This is a genomic window from Nonomuraea sediminis (genome assembly GCF_018531495.1).
GTDB classification, from domain to species: domain Bacteria; phylum Actinomycetota; class Actinomycetes; order Streptosporangiales; family Streptosporangiaceae; genus Nonomuraea; species Nonomuraea sediminis.
The window spans coordinates 129,621-151,298 of the sequence record NZ_JAHDTI010000003.1; the positions used below are offsets into that span (position 1 = coordinate 129,621).

At 69.6% G+C, this 21,678-nt stretch carries 20 protein-coding genes; 7 read left to right on the forward strand and 13 right to left on the reverse strand.

The window, feature by feature from the left end; all coding sequences use genetic code 11:
* Positions 1-6 precede the first annotated feature (6 nt).
* Positions 7-1,488, forward strand: coding sequence for a prenyltransferase/squalene oxidase repeat-containing protein (locus tag KIK09_RS14790; RefSeq protein ID WP_308164098.1), 1,482 nt, complete (start codon positions 7-9; stop codon positions 1,486-1,488).
* Here the strand turns inward: KIK09_RS14790 and KIK09_RS14795 are convergent.
* On the reverse strand, positions 1,468-2,487 hold the full coding sequence (locus tag KIK09_RS14795) for a terpene synthase family protein (RefSeq protein WP_214319775.1): 1,020 nt from the start codon (positions 2,485-2,487) through the stop codon (positions 1,468-1,470). The two genes, KIK09_RS14790 and KIK09_RS14795, sit on opposite strands and share 21 nt — an antisense overlap.
* 172 nt (positions 2,488-2,659) lie before the next feature.
* Here KIK09_RS14795 and KIK09_RS14800 point away from each other — a divergent pair, with 172 nt between their 5' ends.
* From KIK09_RS14800 to KIK09_RS14820, 5 genes are read left to right on the forward strand one after another with little or no spacing between them, the layout of a single operon-like run.
* The gene (locus KIK09_RS14800) at positions 2,660-4,975 is read left to right on the forward strand and encodes a sensor histidine kinase (protein WP_214319776.1); all 2,316 of its coding nucleotides are present in this window, start codon (positions 2,660-2,662) and stop codon (positions 4,973-4,975) included.
* The gene (locus KIK09_RS14805) at positions 4,972-5,367 is read left to right on the forward strand and encodes a roadblock/LC7 domain-containing protein (RefSeq protein ID WP_214319777.1); all 396 of its coding nucleotides are present in this window, start codon (positions 4,972-4,974) and stop codon (positions 5,365-5,367) included. Before KIK09_RS14800 ends, KIK09_RS14805 begins: the two co-directional genes overlap by 4 nt.
* Positions 5,364-5,726 (forward strand): DUF742 domain-containing protein, encoded by a 363-nt coding sequence (locus KIK09_RS14810; RefSeq protein ID WP_214319778.1) that lies wholly within the window; start codon positions 5,364-5,366, stop codon positions 5,724-5,726. Before KIK09_RS14805 ends, KIK09_RS14810 begins: the two co-directional genes overlap by 4 nt.
* A complete protein-coding gene (locus KIK09_RS14815; protein WP_214319779.1) occupies positions 5,707-6,288 on the forward strand; it encodes a GTP-binding protein in 582 nt (193 codons plus the stop codon). Before KIK09_RS14810 ends, KIK09_RS14815 begins: the two co-directional genes overlap by 20 nt.
* A 33-nt stretch (positions 6,289-6,321) precedes the next feature.
* The gene (locus KIK09_RS14820) at positions 6,322-7,815 is read left to right on the forward strand and encodes an APC family permease (RefSeq protein ID WP_214319780.1); all 1,494 of its coding nucleotides are present in this window, start codon (positions 6,322-6,324) and stop codon (positions 7,813-7,815) included.
* On the opposite strand, the gene KIK09_RS14825 is transcribed toward KIK09_RS14820, so the two are convergent.
* The 10 genes from KIK09_RS14825 to KIK09_RS14870 form a co-directional block, all read right to left on the reverse strand.
* The gene (locus tag KIK09_RS14825; RefSeq protein WP_214319781.1) at positions 7,805-9,403 is read right to left on the reverse strand and encodes a monocarboxylic acid transporter; all 1,599 of its coding nucleotides are present in this window, start codon (positions 9,401-9,403) and stop codon (positions 7,805-7,807) included. The two genes, KIK09_RS14820 and KIK09_RS14825, sit on opposite strands and share 11 nt — an antisense overlap.
* Positions 9,400-9,738, reverse strand: a complete 339-nt coding sequence (locus KIK09_RS14830; protein WP_308164099.1) for a DUF485 domain-containing protein — start codon at positions 9,736-9,738, stop codon at positions 9,400-9,402. The genes KIK09_RS14825 and KIK09_RS14830 overlap by 4 nt, the downstream gene beginning before the upstream one ends.
* A 228-nt stretch (positions 9,739-9,966) precedes the next feature.
* Positions 9,967-11,124, reverse strand: a complete 1,158-nt coding sequence (locus KIK09_RS14835) for an ABC transporter ATP-binding protein (RefSeq protein ID WP_214319782.1) — start codon at positions 11,122-11,124, stop codon at positions 9,967-9,969.
* Between the two features lie 3 nt (positions 11,125-11,127).
* Positions 11,128-11,940, reverse strand: a complete 813-nt coding sequence (locus tag KIK09_RS14840) for a carbohydrate ABC transporter permease (RefSeq protein WP_214319783.1) — start codon at positions 11,938-11,940, stop codon at positions 11,128-11,130.
* The gene (locus tag KIK09_RS14845) at positions 11,937-12,827 is read right to left on the reverse strand and encodes a carbohydrate ABC transporter permease (protein WP_214319784.1); all 891 of its coding nucleotides are present in this window, start codon (positions 12,825-12,827) and stop codon (positions 11,937-11,939) included. Before KIK09_RS14845 ends, KIK09_RS14840 begins: the two co-directional genes overlap by 4 nt.
* Positions 12,824-14,071 carry an ABC transporter substrate-binding protein gene (locus tag KIK09_RS14850; RefSeq protein WP_214319785.1) on the reverse strand — a complete coding sequence of 416 codons (1,248 nt, stop codon included), beginning with the start codon at positions 14,069-14,071 and terminating at the stop codon, positions 12,824-12,826. Before KIK09_RS14850 ends, KIK09_RS14845 begins: the two co-directional genes overlap by 4 nt.
* 58 nt (positions 14,072-14,129) lie before the next feature.
* Complete coding sequence (locus tag KIK09_RS14855; RefSeq protein ID WP_214319786.1) at positions 14,130-14,945, reverse strand: carbohydrate ABC transporter permease; 816 nt, start codon at positions 14,943-14,945, stop codon at positions 14,130-14,132.
* Entirely contained in the window at positions 14,929-15,840 is a 912-nt protein-coding gene (locus tag KIK09_RS14860; RefSeq protein ID WP_214319787.1) for a carbohydrate ABC transporter permease, read from the reverse strand. The genes KIK09_RS14855 and KIK09_RS14860 overlap by 17 nt, the downstream gene beginning before the upstream one ends.
* Entirely contained in the window at positions 15,837-17,090 is a 1,254-nt protein-coding gene (locus KIK09_RS14865; protein ID WP_214319788.1) for an ABC transporter substrate-binding protein, read from the reverse strand. The genes KIK09_RS14860 and KIK09_RS14865 overlap by 4 nt, the downstream gene beginning before the upstream one ends.
* A gap of 77 nt (positions 17,091-17,167) precedes the next feature.
* On the reverse strand, positions 17,168-18,319 hold the full coding sequence (locus tag KIK09_RS14870; protein ID WP_214319789.1) for a trans-sulfuration enzyme family protein: 1,152 nt from the start codon (positions 18,317-18,319) through the stop codon (positions 17,168-17,170).
* A 356-nt stretch (positions 18,320-18,675) separates the two neighbouring features.
* Between KIK09_RS14870 and KIK09_RS14875 the strand changes: the two genes are divergently transcribed.
* Positions 18,676-19,641: a LacI family DNA-binding transcriptional regulator gene (locus KIK09_RS14875; RefSeq protein ID WP_250573296.1), complete on the forward strand. Its 966-nt coding sequence runs from the start codon at positions 18,676-18,678 to the stop codon at positions 19,639-19,641.
* A 24-nt stretch (positions 19,642-19,665) separates the two neighbouring features.
* Here the strand turns inward: KIK09_RS14875 and KIK09_RS14880 are convergent, their stop codons facing one another.
* Both KIK09_RS14880 and KIK09_RS14885 read right to left on the reverse strand, forming a co-directional pair.
* Positions 19,666-20,526, reverse strand: a complete 861-nt coding sequence (locus KIK09_RS14880; protein ID WP_214319791.1) for an inositol monophosphatase family protein — start codon at positions 20,524-20,526, stop codon at positions 19,666-19,668.
* Entirely contained in the window at positions 20,523-21,677 is a 1,155-nt protein-coding gene (locus KIK09_RS14885) for an alpha-D-ribose 1-methylphosphonate 5-triphosphate diphosphatase (protein ID WP_308164196.1), read from the reverse strand. Before KIK09_RS14885 ends, KIK09_RS14880 begins: the two co-directional genes overlap by 4 nt.
* Position 21,678: the final 1 nt, after the last annotated feature.

Here is a 21,678-nt window from a genome sequence, read left to right on the forward strand (position 1 = left end):
CGTACCGTGGAGATCGGCAAGGCCGCCGAGGAGCTGGTGAACGGCCTCATGCTCATGCCGTGGGGCCAGGTGTCCGCCTCGGTGTACGAGACCGGCAGGCTGGTGACACTGGCCCCCTGGCTGGAGGGTCACCGCGAGCGGATCGACTATCTGCTGGATGCCCAGCGGAGCGACGGATCGTGGGGCGCGCCGGGCGGTTACGGACTGGTGCCCACGCTGAGCGCGACGGAGGCTCTGCTGCGCGTGCAGGTCCGCGGCGACACCCACCCGGCCGAGTCCCGGCTGCGTCCGGCCGCCGACCGGGGGCTGCGGGTGCTGGACAGCCTGCTGGCCGAGGCCGGCTCGCTGCCGGACACGCCGGCGATCGAGTACCTGGTGCCCGCGATGCTCGCCCAGATCAACGGCCATCTGCCGGACCCGCTCCCGCTGCCCGCCGGGATGAGCTACGAGCGGCTGCACCTGGTGCGCTCGTGGATCGAGACCGGTGCCGACGTGCCGGTGAAGTTGCTGCACGCGCTGGAGATCGCCGGGCCCGCGGCCAGCGGCGCGCCCGCCGTACGGCCGACGCCGATCGGGACGGTCGGGGCCTCCCCCGCGGCCACCGCCGCCTGGCTCGGGGACGACGCCGAGCCGGGATCGTTCAGCAACGCCCGCGGCCACCTGGAGGCGCTGGCCCGCCGCCACGGCGGGCCGATGCCCGTCGGGGTGCCGATCACGGTGTTCGAGCGGGGCTGGGTGCTGAGCTGGTTGATGCGCGCGGGCGTGCCGGTGGACGTGCCGCCGGAGATGGTGGCCGACCTGCGGGCCGCGATCGGCCCCGCGGGCACGTCGGCGGGCGCCGGGCTGCCGGCCGACGCCGACACCACTTCCGTGGCGCTGTACGCGCTGGCGCTGCTCGGGACGCCGTACGACCCCGAGTGCCTGTGGGCCTTCCACGCCGGGACGCACTTCTCCACCTGGCTCGGCGAGGACGGCGCGTCGGTCAGCGTCAACGCGCACGTGCTCGACGCGTTCGGCGCCTACGTCGCCCAGCGGCCGGCCGCCGCGGCCCGCTATGGCCAGGCCATACGGGATCTGTCGGCCTGGATCCGCGCCAGGCAGCAGCCCGACGGCTCGTGGAGCGACCGCTGGCACGCCTCCGGCTACTACGCGACGGTCGCCTGCGCGCTGGCGCTCGACGAGTACGGCGGGCCGGAGTCCGCCCCTGCGGTGGACGCGGCGGTGGAGTGGGTGCTGTCGACCCAGCGCGCCGACGGCTCGTGGGGCCGCTGGGGCGGCACCGCCGAGGAGACCGCCTACGCGGTGATGGTGTTGCGGCTGGTCCGCGGCGGGGATGAGCCCAGGCGGGCGCAGGCGGTCGCGCGCGGCCTGGTCCACCTGGTGCAGGCGAGCGACCACCCGCCGCTGTGGCACGACAAGGACCTCTACACCCCGCTGGCGGTGGTCCGCGCGGCCATCATCTCCTCCTCACACCTCGCCCTGCAGTGAGCGCAGGTCGCTCTCGAGGTCGTCGACGGTGTAGTCGTGCGTGTCCCTGGCCAGGTACCAGCGGCCGTTGAAGGCCACGCTCCTGCGCTGCCCGACCGCCACCGGCTTCAGCTCGGCAGGCAGTTCGGCGAGCCGCTCGGTGAAGCGGGCGTCCAGCACGTCGATGTGCGCCGAGACGCGGCGGACCGCCTCATGAACGGCGAGTCCCTGGCGTTGGAGGATGGCGATGGAGTTGGGCTTGCCCTCGGCCCGCTCGCGCTCGAAGCTTCTGATGTCGTTGGCCAGCCGCAGGCAGGTGGCGCCCAGATGGGTGGCCTCCTCGATGGCCGCCCAGTGCCCGGCGCCGGCGGGCAGGGGGCCGAGGATGGCCAGAGCCGCCGCCCACCAGGTGTGGTAGAGGATCGTGAGCATGCCGTTGGCGACGTAGTCGTCGTAGGAGGGCCAGGGGTCGGCGCCGGAGGCCCAGGCCCGCTCCCGTGCCATGGCCTCCCCTGCCAGGGCGAGTTGGTCGGCCATGGCCGGCACGTGCACGGGCGCGCCGGGGCGGGCGCGCAGGCGCTCGCACCACTGTGCCCAGGCGCGTACGACCTGCTCGCCTGACTCCTGTCCCTCTTCTCCCCGGAGGATGGAGACGAGCGCCCCGAACAGGTCCGCGAAGTCCGCCGCGGAACGCCGCCCGACGACGCTGTCGGCGATGTCGTCCACGCCGAACAGGATCACCGTCAACGCCCCCAGATCGGCGATCTCGTCGCGGGTGCCGTCGGGAAAGGTCGCCGCGGCCGACAGGCAGCTGAAAGCCAGCCTGCTCGCCGAGCCCGTCCCGTCGGCGTAAAGGGCGGGATAGGACCGCAACATCTCGGCCGCCTTCGGCACCGCCTCCACCGCCGCCCGCAACACCTTGCCCCGATCCCGCTCCGGCACCCCGGCGAGCTGGTGCGATCCGGCCAGCAGAGTGTCGGCGAGCTCGTTACGGATGTCGAAGTACCCGGGCTCGTTCACCGGATGATCTTATCGATGCCCACCACTGTTTGCCGAAATGGCTGACAAGTCGGCATTACTGATCGCAAAATGTGCATGTTGCTTGAGTGAAGATCGTTACCCTTGCTAGGGTGCGGAGGCTGTTCGAGCGGGCCTCCAGCCACCCCAAAACTTCACATCCCAGGTAGGTATGATGCGACTCCGCAACACACGGCTGCGGACCAAGGTTACGGCTCTGATTGTCTCCCTGGCGGCCTTGTGGGTGTTCGCGGCCTGGGTCACCCTCCGCGAAGGGGTCAACCTGCTCTGGGTGTCCCAGCTCGACAGCAGCGTGGTGTCGCCGAGTGAGCCGCTGCTCATCGAGCTCCAGCAGGAGCGCCGGCTGTCCATGGTCCGCCTGAGCGACGACTCCGCCCTGGCCCGCAGGAACCTGCAGTCGCAGCGCCAGCGCACCGACCGGTTACTGGCCGACTTCCGCGAATCGGCGACGAACTCGCTGGTCAGCTGGGCGACCGACGACGAAGGCCAGCGCCGCCTGGCCACCACATTCAAGGGCCTGGACAACCTCAAGCCCCTGCGCCAGTCCATCGACGGCGGTCGCCTTGGCCGCATCCCGGCCACCGAGGCCTACAGCGAGATCATCGACTCCTTCTTCGGCCTGTACGGCTCGCTCGCCACTCTTGACGACAAGTCCGTCGCCAAGGATGCCCGCACCCTCATCGCCATGAACCGGGCACGCGAGATCCTGTCGAAGGAGGACGCGCTGCTGTCCGGCGCGCTGGCCGAGGGACGCATGACCACGGCCGAGCGCGGCCAGTTCATCGAGACCGTCGGCGCCTGGCGCACCCTCGCTGACCAGGCCGCCGTCGACCTGCCCGACACGGACAAGACCGCCTACGACAAGCTGCTGTCCGGACCGGCGTTCGTCCGGCTGGACAACCTGGAGAAGCAACTGGCCGAGCGCGACAACGTCGTCGGCATCCCCTTCACCGCCGAAGAGTGGCGCCCCACCATCGACCAGTCGCTCAGCCAGCTCAGCAACCTGGTGCTCGGCGCCGGCGACCGCGTCGTCGGCCGGGCCGCGCCCGTTGCCATCGGCGTCGTCATCCGGCTCGTCCTGGCCGGAGGCCTCGGCCTGATCGCCGTCATCTCCTCGATCATCCTGTCCGTCACCACGGCCCGCGCCATCGTCGCCCAGCTGAAGAAGCTGCGGGACGCGGCGCATGAGTTGTCGGATGAGCGGCTGCCTGGGGTGGTTGAGCGGATCGGGCGTGGGGAAGAGGTGGATCTGGCGCGGGAGGTGCCCGAGCTGGAGTTCGGTGACGACGAGATCGGCCAGGTGGGCCAGGCGTTCAACACCGTGCAGCGCACCGCCGTGGCCGTGGCCGCCGAGCAGGCCGAGCTGCGCCGTGGCATCCGCGACATCCTGCTGAGCCTGGCCCGCCGCACCCAGGGTCTGGTGCACAGGCAGCTGACCGTGCTGGACGTGATGGAGCGGCGCGAGACCGATCCGGAGGAGCTGAAGGAGCTGTTCCGGCTGGACCACCTGGCGATCCGGATGCGGCGCAACGCCGAGAACCTGATCGTGCTGTCCGGCTCCTCCCCCGCGCGTACCTGGCGCCGCTCGGTGCCCATGGTGGACGTGGTCCGCGGCGCGCTGGCCGAGGTGGAGGACTACACCCGCGTCACGCTGATGCCGATGGGCGAGGTGGTGCTCGTCGGCCGGGCTGTGGGTGACGTCATCCACCTGCTGGCCGAGGTGATCGAGAACGCCGTCTCCTTCTCCCCGCCCTACACCAACGTGCAGGTCAGCGGCCAGCTCGTGGCCAACGGGTACGTCGTGGAGATCGAGGACCGCGGGCTCGGCATGAAGCCGGAGGACCTGGAGGCGGCCAACGAGCGCATCGCCGACCCGCCCGAGTTCCGCATCTCCGGCACCGCGCGCCTGGGCCTGTACGTCGTCAGCCGCCTGGCCGATCGGCATGGGATCCAGGTGGTGCTGAAGGCCTCGCCGTACGGGGGCACGACCGTCGTGGTGCTGCTGCCGCAGGAGCTGGTGGAGCTGGGCGACGCCCCGCGGCCGGCCGACGGCGGCCAGCCGGAGACGATCCTGCCGCGCAGGAAGTCCCCCGTGGCCACCGCCGCCCGCGAGAACGTGCGCACGCTGCGCTCGGCCAGGCCGCGTGACATCCCCATGTCTGCCGGTACGGCGGGCCGTCCCGACGACACGGACGAGTTCCCCGTCAGTCCGGTGTCCGCAGAGGAACAGCCCGCGAGCCCGGAGACCCCAGTGGCACAGGCCGAGACCGAACTGACCCCGGGAGGCCTGCCGATGCGCGTACCGCAGGCCAACCTGGCTCCCGCGCTGCGCGAGGAGCCGCCACCCGCGACCGAGGAGGATGATGACGAGCGTTCGCCGGAGGAGATCCGCGCGATGATGGGATCCCTGCAGTCAGGCACCCGACTGGGTAGGTCGGAAGCCGCCAAACTCCTGGAGGACCAGCAGTGAGCGGCACGGATCTGAACTGGCTGCTCGACGACCTGGTGGGGCGTGTGCAGGAGGCGCAGCACGCGATCGTGCTGTCCTCCGACGGCCTGCTGATGGCCTCGTCGGCGGGATTGGAGCGTACCGACGGCGAGCACCTGTCGGCGGTCGCATCCGGCCTGCAGAGCCTGGCCAAGGGTGTGTCAGAGCACGTCAAGGGCGGTGCGGTACGCCAGACGGTGGTGGAGTGGAAGTCGCAGTTCCTCATCGTCACCGTGGCGGGCGAGCGGGCCTGCCTGGCCGTGCTGTGCGCGCAGAACGCCGACATCGGCCTGATCGCCTATGAGATGGCCATGCTCGTGGCCCGCGTCGGCCAGTATCTGACCTCGGGCCCGCGGGTGGGGAGCGACCGGTGACCGAGGACGATCGCTGGATCGACCCGGAGATCATCCGGCCGTATGTGGTGACCAGGGGCAGGACCCAGCCGGCGCACGGCAGGTTCGACCTGATCTCCATGGCCCTGGCCGTGGGACCCACCCCAGGTCCCGATGCCGGGCTCGATCCCGAGCACCTGGCGATCCTGCGGCTGTGCAGGGAACCCAAGTCCGTCGCCGAGATCGCCGCGCACCTGAACCTGCCCGCGGGCACGATCCGGGTGCTGCTCGGCGACCTGTTCGACCGGCAACTCGTCGAGGCCCAAGAACCGCAATCCGAGGTGGACATGCATGACATGAGGATGTACAAGGCGGTGCTCGATGGTCTTCGCTCGCTCTGAGCGGCGTCTGCCGACCGCGATCAAGATTCTGGTCGCCGGCGGCTTCGGCGCGGGCAAGACCACCATGGTCGGCGCGGTCTCGGAGACCAGGCCGCTGCGCACCGAGGAGGTCCTCACCGATCGCAGCGTCGGCATCGACGATCTCTCCGATGTGACGCAGAAGAAGACCACCACGGTCGCCATGGACTTCGGCCGCATCACTCTCGGCTCGGACTACGTGCTGTACCTGTTCGGCACGCCGGGCCAGGAGCGGTTCTGGTTCGTCTGGGACGAGCTGGCCGAGGGCTCGCTCGGCGCGGTCATCCTGGCCGACACCCGGCGCCTGGCCGACTGCTTCCCCTCGGTGGACTACTTCGAGCGGCGCGGCACGCCGTTCGTGGTGGCGGTCAACTGCTTCGAGGGCTCGCCGTCGTTCGAGCTGGCGGAGGTACGGCTGGCGCTCCAGCTGAACCCGTCGATCCCGATCATCATGTGCGACGCGCGCAAGCGGGATTCGAGCAGGGAAGTGCTGGTCACGCTGGTTGAGCACTCGATGAAATTGCGCGCGCAACCAGTTTCTTGACGAGCGTGATCGGCGAGGCGCATCGTCAGGAGTATGAGCGAGCCTCAGCTGCTTTCCGAGAGGGTGGCCGGCGGAATCCTGCCACGCGTGCTCACCACGTTCGACATGGTCGCCATCTTCGTGGCGATCGTCCTGTTCATCACGAACGCGGCCGTCATCCAGAGCGCGGGCCCGGCCGCGTTCGGCTGGTGGATCATCGCGTTCGCGTTGTTCCTCATCCCGTGCGCGATCGTGACCGGGCAGCTGGGCGTGATGTTCCCCGGCGAGGGCTCGATCTACCTGTGGACGAGTAAGGCGTTCGGCCCCTTCTGGGGCTTCTTCGCCGGATTCTGCGCGTGGTGGCCGGGCGTGCTGGTCATGGTCGCCACCGGCACGCTGACCATCTCGTTCCTCGGGTTCGTCTTCCCGCCGGTCGGCGCGCTGCCCGTGCAGGCCCAGGGCGGGCTGATCGTGGTGATCCTGGTGGTCGCCGCGCTGCTGGCCGTGCTGCGCTTCCGGCTGACGCAGAACGTGGTCAACGTCGTCTTCGTCGCGTACGGCCTGGCCATCCTGGCCATGTTTGTGGCCGGAGTGGTGCACCTGCTCGAGGGCAACGCGTCGGCGACCAACCCGTGGGACTTCGCGGCCTGGAGCCCGTCGGCCGAGCACGGGATCAACTTCGCCAACTGGAGCTTCTTCGGCCTGGCCGTGCTGGCGCTGCTGGGCGTCGAGGTGCCGCTGAACATGGGCGTGGAGATCCGCGAGGAGAAGGCGGTCACCCGCTACCTGCTGTGGGGCTCGCTCGCGGTCATGGTCGCCTACCTGATCGCGACCTGGGGCGTGATGGTGACGGTGCCGGCCAAGGACGCCGCCACGATCACCGGGGTGGCCGCGGCGGTGAGCCTCGGCATCGGCGACTGGGCGGGCAAGCTGGTGGCGCTGGTGCTGGCGGCGATGTTCTTCATCATCACCGTGGTCTACAACTACTCCTTCGCCCGGCTGATCTTCGTCTCCGGGCTGGACAGGAAGCTGCCCAAGGTGGTCAGCCACGTCAACGCGCACAAGGTGCCGGACGTGGCGGTGTGGATCCAGACCGTGCTGGCGGGCGTGTTCACGCTGCTCGCGTTCGTCGTGGTGCCGTTCGCCTCGGCCAAGCCGGCCGACGCACAGACCGAGGTCTACAACGTGCTGCAGGCGGCCGTCACGGTCATCTGGTGCCTGTCGATCGTGGTGCTGTTCGTCGACGTCCTGATCATCCTGCGGCGCTACCGCGAGCAGTTCGAGGCGCGCAAGCTCGCCCATCCTGCGGTGTTCTGGGTGGCCTCGATCGTCGGGGCGCTGGCCTCGCTGGTGGGCGTGATCTCCACGCTGTCGGGGTCGTGGACGCCGCTGATCTCCAACGACGCGGGGAAGGTCAGACTGTTCGGCGCCGAGATCTCCTACGGCACCTGGTTCTGGCTGGTGGGCGGGATCGCGCTGGCCTCGCTGGTGGTGGGCGCCCTGATCTACCTGCTCCAGGGCGCCCGCCGTGCCACGACTAGTGCTTGACGGCCTGTTCCGCGCCGACGCCGGTGAGGGAGCGGACCTCCATCTCGGAGTACTTGGCGGCGTTGTACTCCTTGCTGAGCACGGTGCCGAGCCAGCCGAGCAGGAAGCCGAGCGGGATGGAGATGATGCCCGGGTTCGACAGGGAGTGCAGGTGCCAGTCGGAGTTCTTGAACAGCGCGGTCTTGGCGCCGGAGACGACCGGTGAGAAGAACACGATGATCAGGGCTGAGATCAGGCCGCCGTAGATGGCGCAGACCGCGCCCGTGGTGTTGAACCTCTTCCAGAACAGGCTGTAGAGGATCGCGGGCAGGTTGCCGGAGGCGGCCAGGGCGAAGGCGAGCGCCACCAGGAAGGCGACGTTCTGCCCCTGGGCCAGGATGCCGAGCGCGATCGCGATCGCGCCGATGACCAGGGCGGAGATGCGGGCCACCACGACCTCCTGCCGCTCGCTGGCCTGGCCGCGCCTGAACACGTGGGCGTACAGGTCGTGGGCGAAGCTGGAGGAGGAGGCGAGCGTGAGCCCGGCCACCACGGCCAGGATCGTGGCGAAGGCGACCGCGCCGATCAGGGACAGCAGGATCGTGCCGCCCGTCTCGCCGAAGAAGTTCGCCCCGATGGCGTTGGCCAACTGCGGGGCCGCGGTGTTGCCCGAGGTGTCGGTCGGCGGGATCTTCACCAGGGCGGCGGCGCCGAAGCCGATCACCAGGGTGAACAGGTAGAAGACGCCGATGATGCCGATGCCCCAGAGCACGGACTTGCGGGCGTCCCTGGCGGTGGGGACGGTGTAGAAGCGGATCAGGATGTGCGGCAGGCCCGCCGTACCGAGGACGAGGGCCAGGCCGAGGCTGATCAGGTCGATCTTGCCCATGACGCCCTGCGCCGCGGTGCCGTACTTGAGGCCGGGGCCGAGCAGGCCCGGCTTGCCGCTGGCCTCCTGGGCCGCGCCGAGCAGGGTGGAGAGGTTGAAGTTGTACTTGGCCAGCACCAGGACCGTGATCAGCGCGGCGCCGCCCATGAGCAGGACCGCCTTGACGATCTGGACCCAGGTGGTGCCCTTCATGCCGCCGAACACCACGTAGATGACCATGAGGGCGCCGACGCCCACGATCGTCCAGGCCTTGCCCGAGTCGCTGGTGATGCCGAGCAGCAGGCCGACCAGCGCGCCCGCGCCGACCATCTGGGCCAGCAGGTAGAAGATGCTGACGATGATCGTGGAGACGCCTGCGGCGGTGCGCACCGGGCGCGGGCTCATCCGGAAAGCGAGCACGTCGGCCATGGTGAACTTGCCGGAGTTGCGCATGAGCTCGGCGACGAGCAGCAGCGCGACGAGCCAGGCCACCAGGAAGCCGATGGAGTACAGGAAGCCGTCGTAGCCTGACAGCGCGATGAGGCCGGCGATGCCGAGGAAGGAGGCGGCCGACATGTAGTCGCCGCCGATGGCCAGGCCGTTCTGCAGGCCGCTGAAGGAACGGCCGCCGGCGTAGTAGTCGGCGGCGGTCTTCGTCTGGCGGCTGGCCCAGAACGTGATGCCGAGCGTGGCGGCGACGAAGGTGAGGAAGAGGATCGTCGCGAGGTTGTGGGAGCTCACTTGGCGACCTCCTGAGTGTCCTCGACCTGGTGGCGAAGCTTCTCGGCGAGCGGGTCGAGCTTCCTGCCCGCGTGGCGGGCGTAGGCCCAGGCGATCAGGAAGGTGGACACGAACTGCAGCAAGCCGAAGATGAGCCCGACGTTGATGTCGCCGAACACCTTGGTGCTCATGAACGGGCGCGCCCACCCCGACAGCACCACGTAGAGCAGGTACCACGCCAGGAACGCCGCGGTCATCGGGAACGTCCACCGGCGGAAGCGCCGCTTCAGCTCCTGGAAGTCACTGCTTGCCTGCACCTGTTCGTAGACCGATGCGTCATGTTCTTTAGTCGTCACGAGACCTCCACTGTGATGCGGATCACGCACAAGGTAAGAGCGCAACCTACCCCTCGTGGAGGGGGTCGGAGGGGCTGTTCGGCGAGCCGCCGCCGCCCGGCGCTTAGTTGGATGGGGCATGCGGTGAAAGGTCCTTTCAGCGCGATAAGCGGTTCCTGGACCTGTTCGCCGCAGATGAACGGCACGATCGTCGGCGAGTGGCATAAACGGCGGATTGACACTGAGATTTCATGCCTCGGTGAGGTTGATGCCGCTCTTGGGATCGAAGAGGTGGATGGCCTCGGCGTCGTACCAGAGCTCGAGCGGCTGCCCCTCCTGGGCGGTGGTCCTGGGGTCGAGCCGGGCGACGAGCTGAGCGACGCCGCCGGCCTCGAAGGCGAGGGTGTCGGCCAGGTGCTCGGATTCGACGGCGCCCGCCTCGAGCGTGAAGTAGGCCAGCTTCTCCGAGCCCATCGACTCCAGGATGTCGACCGCGCCGGTGAACGTGCCGCCGTGGTGCCGCTCGTGCACGAGCGCGGCGTCCTGGAAGGACTCCGGCCTGATGCCGACGATGACCTGCTTGGGTACCCTCCGCTCGGCCAGCGCGCGGCGCAGCCGGGGGCCGGACGGGATCGTGCCGATCACGGTGCGCAGGCCGTCCGGCAGGACCTCGGCGGGCAGGAAGTTCATCGACGGCGAGCCGATGAACCCGGCCACGAACAGGTTGTGCGGGTGGTCGTACATCTCCTGCGGCGAGTCCACCTGCTGCACCAGACCGGCCCGCATGAGCACGATCCTGTCGCCCAGCGTCATGGCCTCGGTCTGGTCGTGGGTGACGTAGACCGTGGTGGTGCCCAGGTTCTTCTGCAGGCGCGCGATCGTGGTCCGCATCTGGACCCGGAGCTTGGCGTCCAGGTTGGACAACGGCTCGTCCATGAGGAAGGCCTTGGGGTTGCGCACGATGGCCCGGCCCATCGCCACCCGCTGCCGCTGCCCGCCCGACAGGTTGGCGGGCTTGCGGTCCAGGTACGGGGTCAGGTCGAGCAGCTCGGCCGCCTCTTCCACCTTCCTGCCGGTCTCGGCCTTGTCCACCTTGGCCAGCTTCAGCGGGAAGGCGATGTTCTCCCTGACGGTCATGTGCGGATAGAGCGCGTAGGACTGGAAGACCATGGCGATGTCCCTGTCGCGGGGCGCCTTGTCGTTCATGCGCTGCCCGTCGATGCGCAGCTCGCCCTCGGTGATGTCCTCGAGCCCGGCGATCATGTTCAGCGTGGTCGACTTCCCGCACCCGGAGGGCCCCACCAGGATGACGAACTCGTGGTCCTTGATGTCCAGGTCGAGATGGTCCACCGCGAGCGTTCCGTCGGCGTACTTCTTGGTCACCCCGTCGAGCACGATCTCAGCCATCGTTCACCCCTTCACCGCTCCCGAGGTCAGGCCCGCCACGATGCGGCGCTGGAAGAACAGCACGAAGATCACGATGGGGATCGTGATGACCACGGCCGCCGCGCAGATCGAGCCCGTCGGGTCCTCGAACTGGGAGCTGCCGGTGAAGAACGAGATCGTGGCGGGCGCGGTGCGGGCGGCGTCGGAGGAGGTGAGCGAGATGGCGAACAGGAAGTCGTTCCAGCACAGGATGAACGCCAGGATGGCCGTCGTGACCATGCCCGGCGCCGCCAGCGGCGCGATCACCCGCCAGAACGCCTGGAACGGGGTTGCGCCGTCCATCTTGGCCGCCTTCTCCAGCTCCCACGGGATCTCCCTGAAGAAGGCCGACAGGGTGTAGATGGTCAGCGGCAGCGCGAAGGTGATGTACGGCAGGATCAGCCCCATCCAGGTGTTGAACAGCCCGAGCGCCCGCTCGATCTGGAACAGCGGCGTGACCAGCGAGATCTGCGGGAACATGGCGATCAGCAGCGAGAAGCCGACCAGCAGCCGCTTGCCGGGGAAGGTCAGGCGCGCGATGGCGTAGGCGGCCATGGTCCCGAACACGAGCGCCACGAACGTGGAGATCAGCCCGATCCCGATCGAGTTCACCAGCCCGCGGACGAAGTCGTCGTTCTGGAAGATGCCGCGGTAGTTCTCCAGCGTCCACTTCCGCGGGATGAACGAGCCGTCGGCGATCGTGCTGGGGTCCTTGAACGACAGCGAGGCGATCCACACCACCGGGATCAGCGCGTACACCAACACGAGCACGTCGACGCCCGCCCATTTGGCCTTCACCCGGCTCCGCCGCCGGGTGCGGAGGCTCCGAAGAGCCTGACGAACACGAACGCGATGATCGCCACGGTGATCAGGATCAGCACGGACATGGTCGAGCCGATGCCGAGGTTCAGCCCGCCGATCAGGTTGTGGTAGGCGATGATCGACACCGAGGAGGTGTTCTGCGCGCCGTTGGTCAGCACGTAGATGTTGTCGAAGATGCGGAAGGCGTCCAGCGTCCTGAACAGCAGCGCCACCAGGATCGCCGGCTTGATCAGCGGCAGCGTGACGCGGGTGAAGCGCTGCCAGGTCGTGGCGCCGTCGACCGAGGCGGCCCGCAGCAGTTCCTCGGGCACGACGGCCAGCCCCGCCATCAGCAGCAGCGCCATGAACGGCGTGGTCTTCCACACCTCGGCCAGGATGATGATCGCGATGGCCGGCCACTGCTGGGTGAGCGGCGCCGAGCCCTCGGGCAGGAAGTTGGCCAGCCAGCCGGTGCCCGGCGTCCAGGCGTACTTCCAGCCGTAGGCGGCCACGACCGTGACGATGCCGTACGGGATCAGCGCGACCGTGCGGACCACTCCCCTGCCGACCAGCGTGCGGTACATGGCCAGCGCGAGCAGCATGCCGAGCACCAGCTCGAAGGCGACGCTGACCACGGTGATCAGCAGGGTCACCCAGAACGCGGTCCACCAGTAGGGGCTGCCGAGCACGGTGGCGTAGTTCTCCAGCCCGATCCACTCCTGGTCCTGCGGGAAGCGCAGGTCGGCCCGCTGCAGCGACAGCAGCACCGAGTAGAGGATGGGCCAGCCGGTCACGGCCAGCATGATGATCGTGGCGGGCGCGCACAGCCACAGCGCCAGCCTCCGCTCGGCCCGCTGCCCTTCGGTGAGCTGCCGCCCGCTCACGGCAGCACTCCCTTGCTCTGCAGCGCGTCGCCGATCTGCTCGCGCAACCGCGCCAGGGTCGCGGGCGGGTCGATCGCGGCCGGCGGCGACAGGATGGCGGAGGTGACCGTGGAGACGTTCTGGTAGACGGGCGTCTTGGGGCGCGGCGCCGCGGTCTCGAGCGCGTCCAGGATGGCCTGCCGCATCGGGTACGGCCTGGCCATGGCGGGATCGTGGTAGACCGCCTCGATCGTGGGCGGCAGGCCGTCGAGCGTGGCGGCGGTCTTCTGGCTCTGCGCGTCGCGCAGGCACAGCGCGGCCTGGAAGGACGCCTCCGGATGCGGCGAGTAGGCACTGACGGCGAAGTTGGCCCCGCCCAGCGGCGAGGTGCCTGGCCCGTCGATGCCGGGGTAGGGCGCCCACTTGAAGTGGGGCAGCATGCTGGGCTGGTTGGCGGCCATCGCCGCGTACACGTACGGCCAGTTGACCTCGAAAGCGGCACTGCCCGCCTCGACCGCCAGGCGGGCCTCGTCCTCGTGGGTGTTGGACAGCGACGGGTCGGCCGCCTGCGAGGTGGCGTAGGCCCGCATCACCTGCAGCGCCTTGAGCGCGGGCGGGCCGAGAGCGACGGCGTTGCCGCCGGGCGTCAGGATCCTGCCGCCGGCCGAGGCGACCACGCTGTTGAACCAGACGACCAGCCCCTCGTACTGGGCCCCGGTCACCTCGCCGTAGTGCGGGTTGCCCTCGGCGGCCAGCCGGGCGGCCTCGGCCATGATGGCCCGCCAGGTGGCCGGCGGCCGCCGCACCAGGTCGGACCGGTACCAGAGCAGCTGCACGTTGGTGGTGTACGGCGCGGCGTACAGCTTGCCGTGCCAGATCGCGGTGTCGAGCGGCTTGGCCAGCGTGCCCTGCCGGGCCTGGGCGGCGTCGCGGCCGGTCCACTCCCTGATCCAGCCTGCCTCGGCCAGCTCGGCCGTCCAGGTGACGTCAAGCGCCAGCACATCGAGGCCGGTGTCGGCGGCGGCCAGGCGGCGCACGAGCTGCTCACGCTGGCCGTCGGCGTCGCGCGGCAGGATGTTCACGACGATCTTGTAGCGCCCGCCGGCCAGCTTGTTGCACCGGTCGGCGATGGCCTGGATGTGCTCCTGCGGGGAGTTGTACAGGTTGATCACCGGCACGCCGCTCTCGCCGCCTGACCCGCAGGCCGCCACGGCCAGCGCGCACGCCGGCAGGGCAGCCACGGCGAGGCGGCGGGCGGCGATCATGCATCAGGCCATACCCCTGGCCCCGCCTCCCGTCGACGCCGGGACGTTAAATGATGCGTCAACCCTTGACGGCCCCGGCGGTCAGGCCCTCGACGATGTAGCGGCGGATCACGGCGAACAGCACGAGCGTCGGGATCACCGACACCACGGTCGCGGCGGCCATCGAGCCCCAGTCGATGTCGTACTGGGTGATGAAGGAGTTCATCGCGACGGGGATGGTCTTGGCGTCCTCGCTGTCGATGAAGGTGATCGCCAGGAACAGCTCGTTCCAGCACTGCACGAACGCGAAGATGAAGGTGGCGGCGATGCCCGGCAGCATGACCGGGATCACCACCCGCACCATCGCGGTGATCCGGGAGGCGCCGTCGACCTGCGCGGCCTCCTCCAGCGCAACGGGGATCCGATCGTAGAAGCCGCGCATGATGATCGTGGAGAAGGGCACCAGCATCGCCACGTACACCAGCATCAGCCCGGCCAGGTGGTTGAGCAGGTCCAGGTCCGACATCAGCAGGTAGAGCGGGCCCAGCGCGATGAACAGCGGCACCATCTGGGTGACCAGGAACGCCAGCATCAGCGGCCCGCGCCCGGTGAAGCTGAAGCGGGCCAGCGTGTAGCCGCCGAGGATGCCGATCACGGTGACCACCGCGGCGGAGATCATCGAGACGAAGAAGCTGTTCAGCAGGTAGGTGCCGAACTCGGCGAAGGAGAACAGGTCCTGGTAGTGCTCGAAGGTGAGGTCGGCGGGCCAGTAGCGCAGCGGGACCTGGAAGATCTCGGACTTGGGTTTGAGCGAGGTGATGAGGATCCAGTAGAGCGGGAAGATGGTGATCAGCAGCCAGGCGCCGAGCACCACCGACTTAGCGAGCCGTCTCATCGGACCTCGTCACGTTGAGATAGAAGATGCTGAAGGCCAGCAGCAGCGCCAGAGCGAGCAGGCCGACCGCGCCCGCCCTGCCGTAGTCGCCGCCTATCACCTGCTGGATCAGGAACGTGGTGATGATGTCGGTGGAGCCTGCCGGGCCTCCCCCGGTCATCGAGTAGATCAGGTCGGGGAAGTTCAGGATCCAGATGATCCGCAGCAGCACGATCAGCGCCAGGGTCGGCCTGATGTGCGGCACGGTGACGTTCCAGAACTGGCCTAGGCGCGAGGCGCCGTCCACGGAGGCCGCCTCGTACAGCTCCTTGGGCACCGACTGCAGCGCGGCCATGATCATGATGGCGAAGAACGTCACGCCGTACCAGACGTTGGCCACGATCACCGAGGTCATCGCCCACCCGGGGGTGCCGAGGAAGGCGATGGGCCGGTCGATGATCCCCACCTTGAGCAGCAGGTCGTTGATCACGCCGAACTGGCCGTTGAACATCCACCGCCACAGCAGCCCGATCAGGAAGCCCGACATGGCCCACGGGAAGAACACCCACGCCTGGTACAGCCCCCGGCCGCGGAAGTGCCTGCGCAGCAGCAGGGCCAGCCCGAAGCCGAGGAAGAACTGGAAGACCAGTGACACGAACACCCAGGTGCCCGTGTTGCGGAGCGCCGTCCAGAACCGGTCCTCGGCCAGCACGCCCCTGAAGTTCTCCAGGCCCACGAACGGCGTCTCGGTCAGGTCGAACAGGTTGTAGCGCTGGAAGGCCATCACGCTGCCGCGCACCATCGGCCAGTAGGTGAACACCAGCACGAAGACCACGCCGGGCAGCAGGCACAGGCCGATGAAGGCGGCCCGCCGCCCGGTGAATGCGGGTTTGCCCCGCCCGCCGACCGCGGTCACGAGACTTTCTTCGCCTGGTCGGCCCAGAAGGCGTCCCAGGACTTCAGCACGTCGGCCGCGGTCTTCTTGCCGGTGATCAGCGCCTGGATGTCACGGTCGGCGTCCACCTGGAACTGGCTGTAGCCGGGGTAGTCCGTCGGGCTGATCGTGATCACCTGGTTGGGGTCCTGCTGGGCCTCGATGTAGGCCTTCCAGGCGCCCTGCGAGAACTGCGGGTCGCTCTGCGCCTGCTTGGAGATCGGCATCAGCGAGTTGCCCTTGGCGAAGGCGGTGCTCTGCTTGGCCTCCGACAGGAACTGCACCAGCTTGACCGCCTCCGCCTTGTGCTGGGTGAAGGAGGTGATGCCCCAGCCGGCGTAGCCCACGTTCTGCAGCGCGTAGCCGCTGGGGCCCTTGGGGATGGGGGCGGTGGTCCAGTTCTTCAGCCCGCTCTCCGTGACCGTCTTGATCACCTCGGGGTCCTGGATGAGGATGCCGGTGACACCCGAGGTGAAGCCCTGGACCATCTCCGGGTAGCTCCAGGCGACCGAGTCGGGCGGGGAGACGTCCTTGAACAGCTTGACGTACAGGTCGAGCGCCTGGGCGGCCTCGGGTGTGGAGAAGATGGTCCGCTTGTCCTTGAGGAAGAAGGACTTGTCCGGGTTGACCTTGTCGCCGTTGTAGGCGCTGATCATGAGCACGGCGTAGCCCGCGCCGCCCTTGCCGCCGCGGAAGGAGTAGCCGAACTTGCCGCCCGTGGTCATCTTCCTGGCCGCCTCGTACAGCTCGGGCCAGGTCTTCGGCGGGGTCGTGACGCCCAGGTCGGTGCGGTAGAACATGGTCTTCATGTAGAAGCCGTACGGGATCAGGTACGGCTTGCCGCCCACCTCCGCGGCCTTCTTCTGGGTGAGCGCCGTGAGGTCGTCCCAGCCGGCCCAGTCGGTGGTGGGCAGTTCGCCGAGCCAGCCGTTGTTGGAGAAGGACTTGGCGGTCAGGTCGCGGACCTCGAGCACGTCCAGGTCCTTCTTGGTCTGCAGGATCTGGGTGATCTTCTGGTCGGCGCTCTCGAGGGGCGGGGAGATGAGCTCCACGTCGATCTTCGGGTTCGCCTTCTCGAAGTCCGCGATCAGGCTCTTGATCAGCTTGGTCCGCTCGGGGCTGGTCAGGCTCTCGATCATGCGGAGCTTGACCTTGCCGTCCGACGAGCCGGAGCCGCAGGCAGCGAGCGTGAGGGTCAGGGCGGTGACCGCCGCGAGGACAGGTGATCTCATCGGTACTCCCTTAGGACAGCCCCGTTATGACAGCGCTGTCAGCAGGCTAGGCCACCGACCCCTCTCCGCGCTAGACCTCAGATCGTCTCGAGTGCCTGGCCGAGGTCCTCGATGAGCGCTTCCGCCGACTCCAGGCCCACCGACAACCTGACCAGCCCGACGGGGACCCCCATCGTCTCCCTGACGCTCTCCTCAATGGTGAGCGCGGGGGCGCTGGCCAGGCTCTCGAACCCGCCCCACGACACCCCGATCCGAAAGTGCCGCAGCGTGTCCAGAAATTTCGCGACTTGCGGACGGGAGTCCGTGTCGAGCTCAAGAGACAGCAGCCCAGAGAATCCCGACATCTGCCGTTTGGCGAGCTCGTGACCCGGGTGGGACTCCAGGCCGGGGTGATTGACCGCCCTGACCGCCGGGTGGGACTCCAGGAAGCGGGCCATAGCCAGGCCGCGCTCCTGGTGTGCCGCCATCCGGACCGGGAGGGTGCGCAGGCCCTTGACGACCTTGCCGGCGTCGTGCGGCGACATGGCCGCGCCGTACAGCATGTACTCGGTCCTGGCCAGCGGCCTGATCAGCTCGGCCGAGCCGCAGACCACGCCGCCGACCAGGTCGCTGTGGCCGCCGATGTACTTCGACAGCGAGTGCAGCACCAGGTCCACGCCCATGGTGATCGGCTTCTGGAAGATCGGGGTCGACCAGGTGTTGTCCATCACGGTGACCAGTCCGTGCTCGCGCGCCCACGCGGTCACCTGGGGGATGTCGAACAACTCGTAGCGCATGTAGGACGGGGACTCGAAGTACAGTAGGCGCGTGGATGCGTTGATAGCGCTGTCACCCGCCGCGAGATCGCTGATGTGCGTATGCGTGACGCCGTACTTCTCCAGGTAACGCAGGAACTGCGTCGTCGGGCCGTAGACGGCGCCCAGCACGAGCACGTGGTCACCGGCCGAGACCAGCGACGAGATCGTCGCGGAGATCGCGCCCATGCCGGAGGCGAAGCACTTGGCCCGCTCGGCCCGCTCCAGCGCGGCCAGCTTGCGCTGGGCCAGGTCGACGGTGGGGTTGGTGCCCCGCCAGTAGACGAATTTCTCGTCCTCGTCCTTGATCGCCTCGGCCAGGTCGCCGACGGTCTCGAAGGTGAAGATCGAGTTCTCGAAGATCGGCGGATGGACCGCCCCCAACAGCCAGGGCTCGTCCTCGCCGAGACGCCCACAAATCCAGTCATCATCCATGCCGTGGACCATATCGTGAGGATTTCTTTTTCGGCCTTCCTGGTCCTGTACGGCCTTCTCGTCCTGAAGAGCTTCATGGTCCTGTACGGCAAAGCCCCGCCCACCGCGCACCGCCGACCCAGCTTTCCGGCCGTGCCCGACGGCACGCATGGGTGGGACGGTTGCTCGCCGAGACGCCGCTTGGGAAGCAGGGACCGGCGTTCCGTGCGCGGCGGACGCCGTCTTTCCGGGCGGGGTGGTGCTGGCCGGGTGCCGGGGCGGGATAGGGTCCCTGCGGTGATCACCGCGGGGTCGCCTCCTGGAGCGAGGGAGCGGGTGGTCGTGGGGCGTGCCGTACCGGTGGGGAGGCTGGGGTGATGGAGCGTAAGCCGACGATGGCGGACGTGGCGCGGCATGCGGGGGTGAGCCTGAAGACCGTCTCGCGGGTCGTCAACCAGGAGCCGCACGTCAGCTCCGACGTGCAGCGGCGGGTGCTGGACGCGATCTCGGCGCTGGGCTTCCGCCGCAACGAGGCCGCGGCGCGGCTGGCCAGGGGCGCGACCATGCTCACGATCGGCCTGATCATGGAGAACATCTCCAACGAGTTCTACGCCCGGCTGGCCAAGGCGGTGGAGGCCGCGGCGGCCGAGCACGACGCGCTGGTGGTGTTCGGCTCCTACGAGGAGCGGCCCGAGCGCGAGCGGATGCTGGTCGAGTCCATGTACGCCAGGGGCGTCGACTCGCTGATCGTCGTCCCGTCCGCGGGGGACCACGGGTGGCTGGCCGAGGGGCCGCGGGCGGTGTTCGTGGACCGGGTTCCCGAGGGGCTGCCCGCGGCGGACGTGGTGCAGCTCGACGACGTGACGGGCGGGCGGATGGCCACCGAGCACCTGATGGCGCACGGGCACCGCAGGATCGCGCTGATCTCCGACGACAGCGGGCTGAGCTCGGTGCACAACAGGGCGCTCGGTTACCGGGAGGCGCTGGGCGAGGTGGACGAGTCTCTGGTGGTGAGCGGGGTGTTCGATCCGTGGCGGGTGTCGCACGAGGTGGGGCGCCTGCTCGACCTGGCCGACCCGCCGACGGCGTTCTTCGCCACCAACAACCGGGCCGCGATCGGCATCCTGCATGCGCTGCGCGACCGTACCGAGCGGCCCGCGTTCGTGGGTTTCGACGACTTCGCCCTGGCGGACGTCTTCAATCCGGGCGTGACGGTGGTCCGCTACGACACGGCCCGCCTGGCCCGCTCCGCCGTCGACCTGCTGCTCACCCCCTCCGACACGCCCCGCCGCGTCCGGGTCCCCGTCGAACTGATCGTCCGCGGTTCGGGAGAACAGCGCTGACCGACGGCGGTCCGGCGGTACCGGTCAGCGGGGGCGGGTGGCGGCGGCGCGGAGGACTTCGGCGAGATCGTGGGCCAGGTCGGGGGTGGCGGCGACGACGCCGCTCCAGCGGCGGGTGAGGTCGGTGTCCAGCTCGATCGGGCGGCCGAAGACGTCGCGGACCGCTCCCCCGGCCGACTCGGCGAGCACCACGGCGGCGGCGATGTCGACCAGGCGGTGCGTGTCGGAGGCGGCGTCGGCGAACGCGTCGGTCGCGCCCTGGGCGACCAGCGCGGCCTCCAGGCAGCTTGACGACAGGATCCGCACCCGCGCGGCCCGCTCGGCCACCGCCATCCACGCCGCCAGCGCGCCCGGGTTGCGCGGGTGCGGGCGCAGCAGCGACACCGCGGCCCCGTCGAGCTCGCGGCGTCCCGTGGTGCGCAGCCCGCGCGTGGTACGGCGGGCCCACCAGCTGCGGCCGGTGTCGAGCCAGACGGTGAGCGCCTCGGTGAACTCCCCGTCCTCGGCCAGCGCGGCGGAGAAGGCGGCCAGCGGCACCCCGGCGGCGGCGTTGGCGGAGCCGTCGACGGGGTCCATGACCAGGGTCAGCGCGGAGCCGCGGTCGACCCAGCCGGTCTCCTCGGTGAGCACGTTGGCCTCGGCGGGCAGGGCGGCCAGCACGGCGTCCTCGACGAGCTCGTCGATGCGCATGGTCGGCGTCCCGTCGGCGCCGTCGGCGACGATGGCCGACAGCGCGTCCCTGTCGTGCCCGGCTCCGGCGTAGGCGTCGAGCGCCGCCCGGGCGGCGGCGAGCAGCGCGGGATGGGCGTCCCCGGGGGGCGCCGGGTGGACGCCGGGCGGCAGGAACACCTGGGCGTGCGGGAAGAGCTCGGGGTGTGCGGTCATCGTGCTACTCCTGCCAGGTGGGCCGAGTCGGCGGTGATGGTGTGGCGGACGGTGGGCCAGCCGCGGTCGACGGTGGCCACGGCCAGGTCGGCGCGGAGCCCGGGGACGAGCGCGCCACGGTCGGTCAGCCCGGCGACGGCGGCAGGTCCCAAGGTGACGAGCGAGATCGCCGCGGGCAGGGAAACCACTCCCTGGGAGGCGAGCAGCAGGACCGCCGCCAGCGGGGTGGAGGGCAGGTAGTCGCTGGACAGCCCGTCCACCAGGCCGAGCGAGACGAGTTCCGCGGCGGCCACGTTCCCCGAATGGGATCCGCCGCGCAGCACGTTCGGCGCGCCCGCCACGATCCTGAGCCCGCGGGACCTGGCGGCGCGTGCGGCCTCGACCGTGGTGGGGAACTCGGCGACCGACACCCCGTTGGCAGCCGCCACGTCGATCTCGTCGGCGGTCACCGGGTCGTGCGCCAGCAGCCGGGCCCTGCCTTCGGCGGCCCAGGAGGCCAGCCGGGCGAGCGCGACCTGGCGGTGCCACCTGCGCGTGTCGCGCTCGGTGACCAGGTTCTCCGTCCTGACCTGCGCCTCCTCGGCGGACAGGCCCTCGGTGCCCTCGAGCCAGCGCCGGTAGTAGGCCGTGTCGCGGTACTGCCCCTGGCCGGGCGTGTGGTCCTCGAAGGACACCAGCGACCCCGGCGCCTCCAGGCACTCCTCCAGCGCGGCCAGCCCGTCGGGGTCGCGGGCGTCGAGCCGGTAGAGCACCCGGTGGTCGACCAGCGCGTGCCCGGACAGGCCGCGTTCCCTGATGGCCGTGTCGAGCTCGCGGGCGCGGTCCACGGTGCGCCCCTTGCGGTTGTGCGACTCGAAGGCCACCCCGTGGAAGACCGTGGTCACCCCGGCCGCCCGTACCCGCCCCTCGAAGCTGGCCACGGCGAAGGCCGTGTCGAACTCCGCTCCCGGGCGGGGCCGCCGCTCGTTCTCCAGCCCGTCGCTGTGGGTGTCCACGACGCCGGGCAGCAGCAGCGCGCCGCGCAGGTCGACCGCCCCGGCCGGGACGGCTCCCGCCGCCTCGCCCACGTGGGTGATGAGTCCGTCCTCGACCGCCACGAGCGCGTCCTCGACGACGCGGTCCGGCAGGACCGCCATGGCGTGCGCGTACACC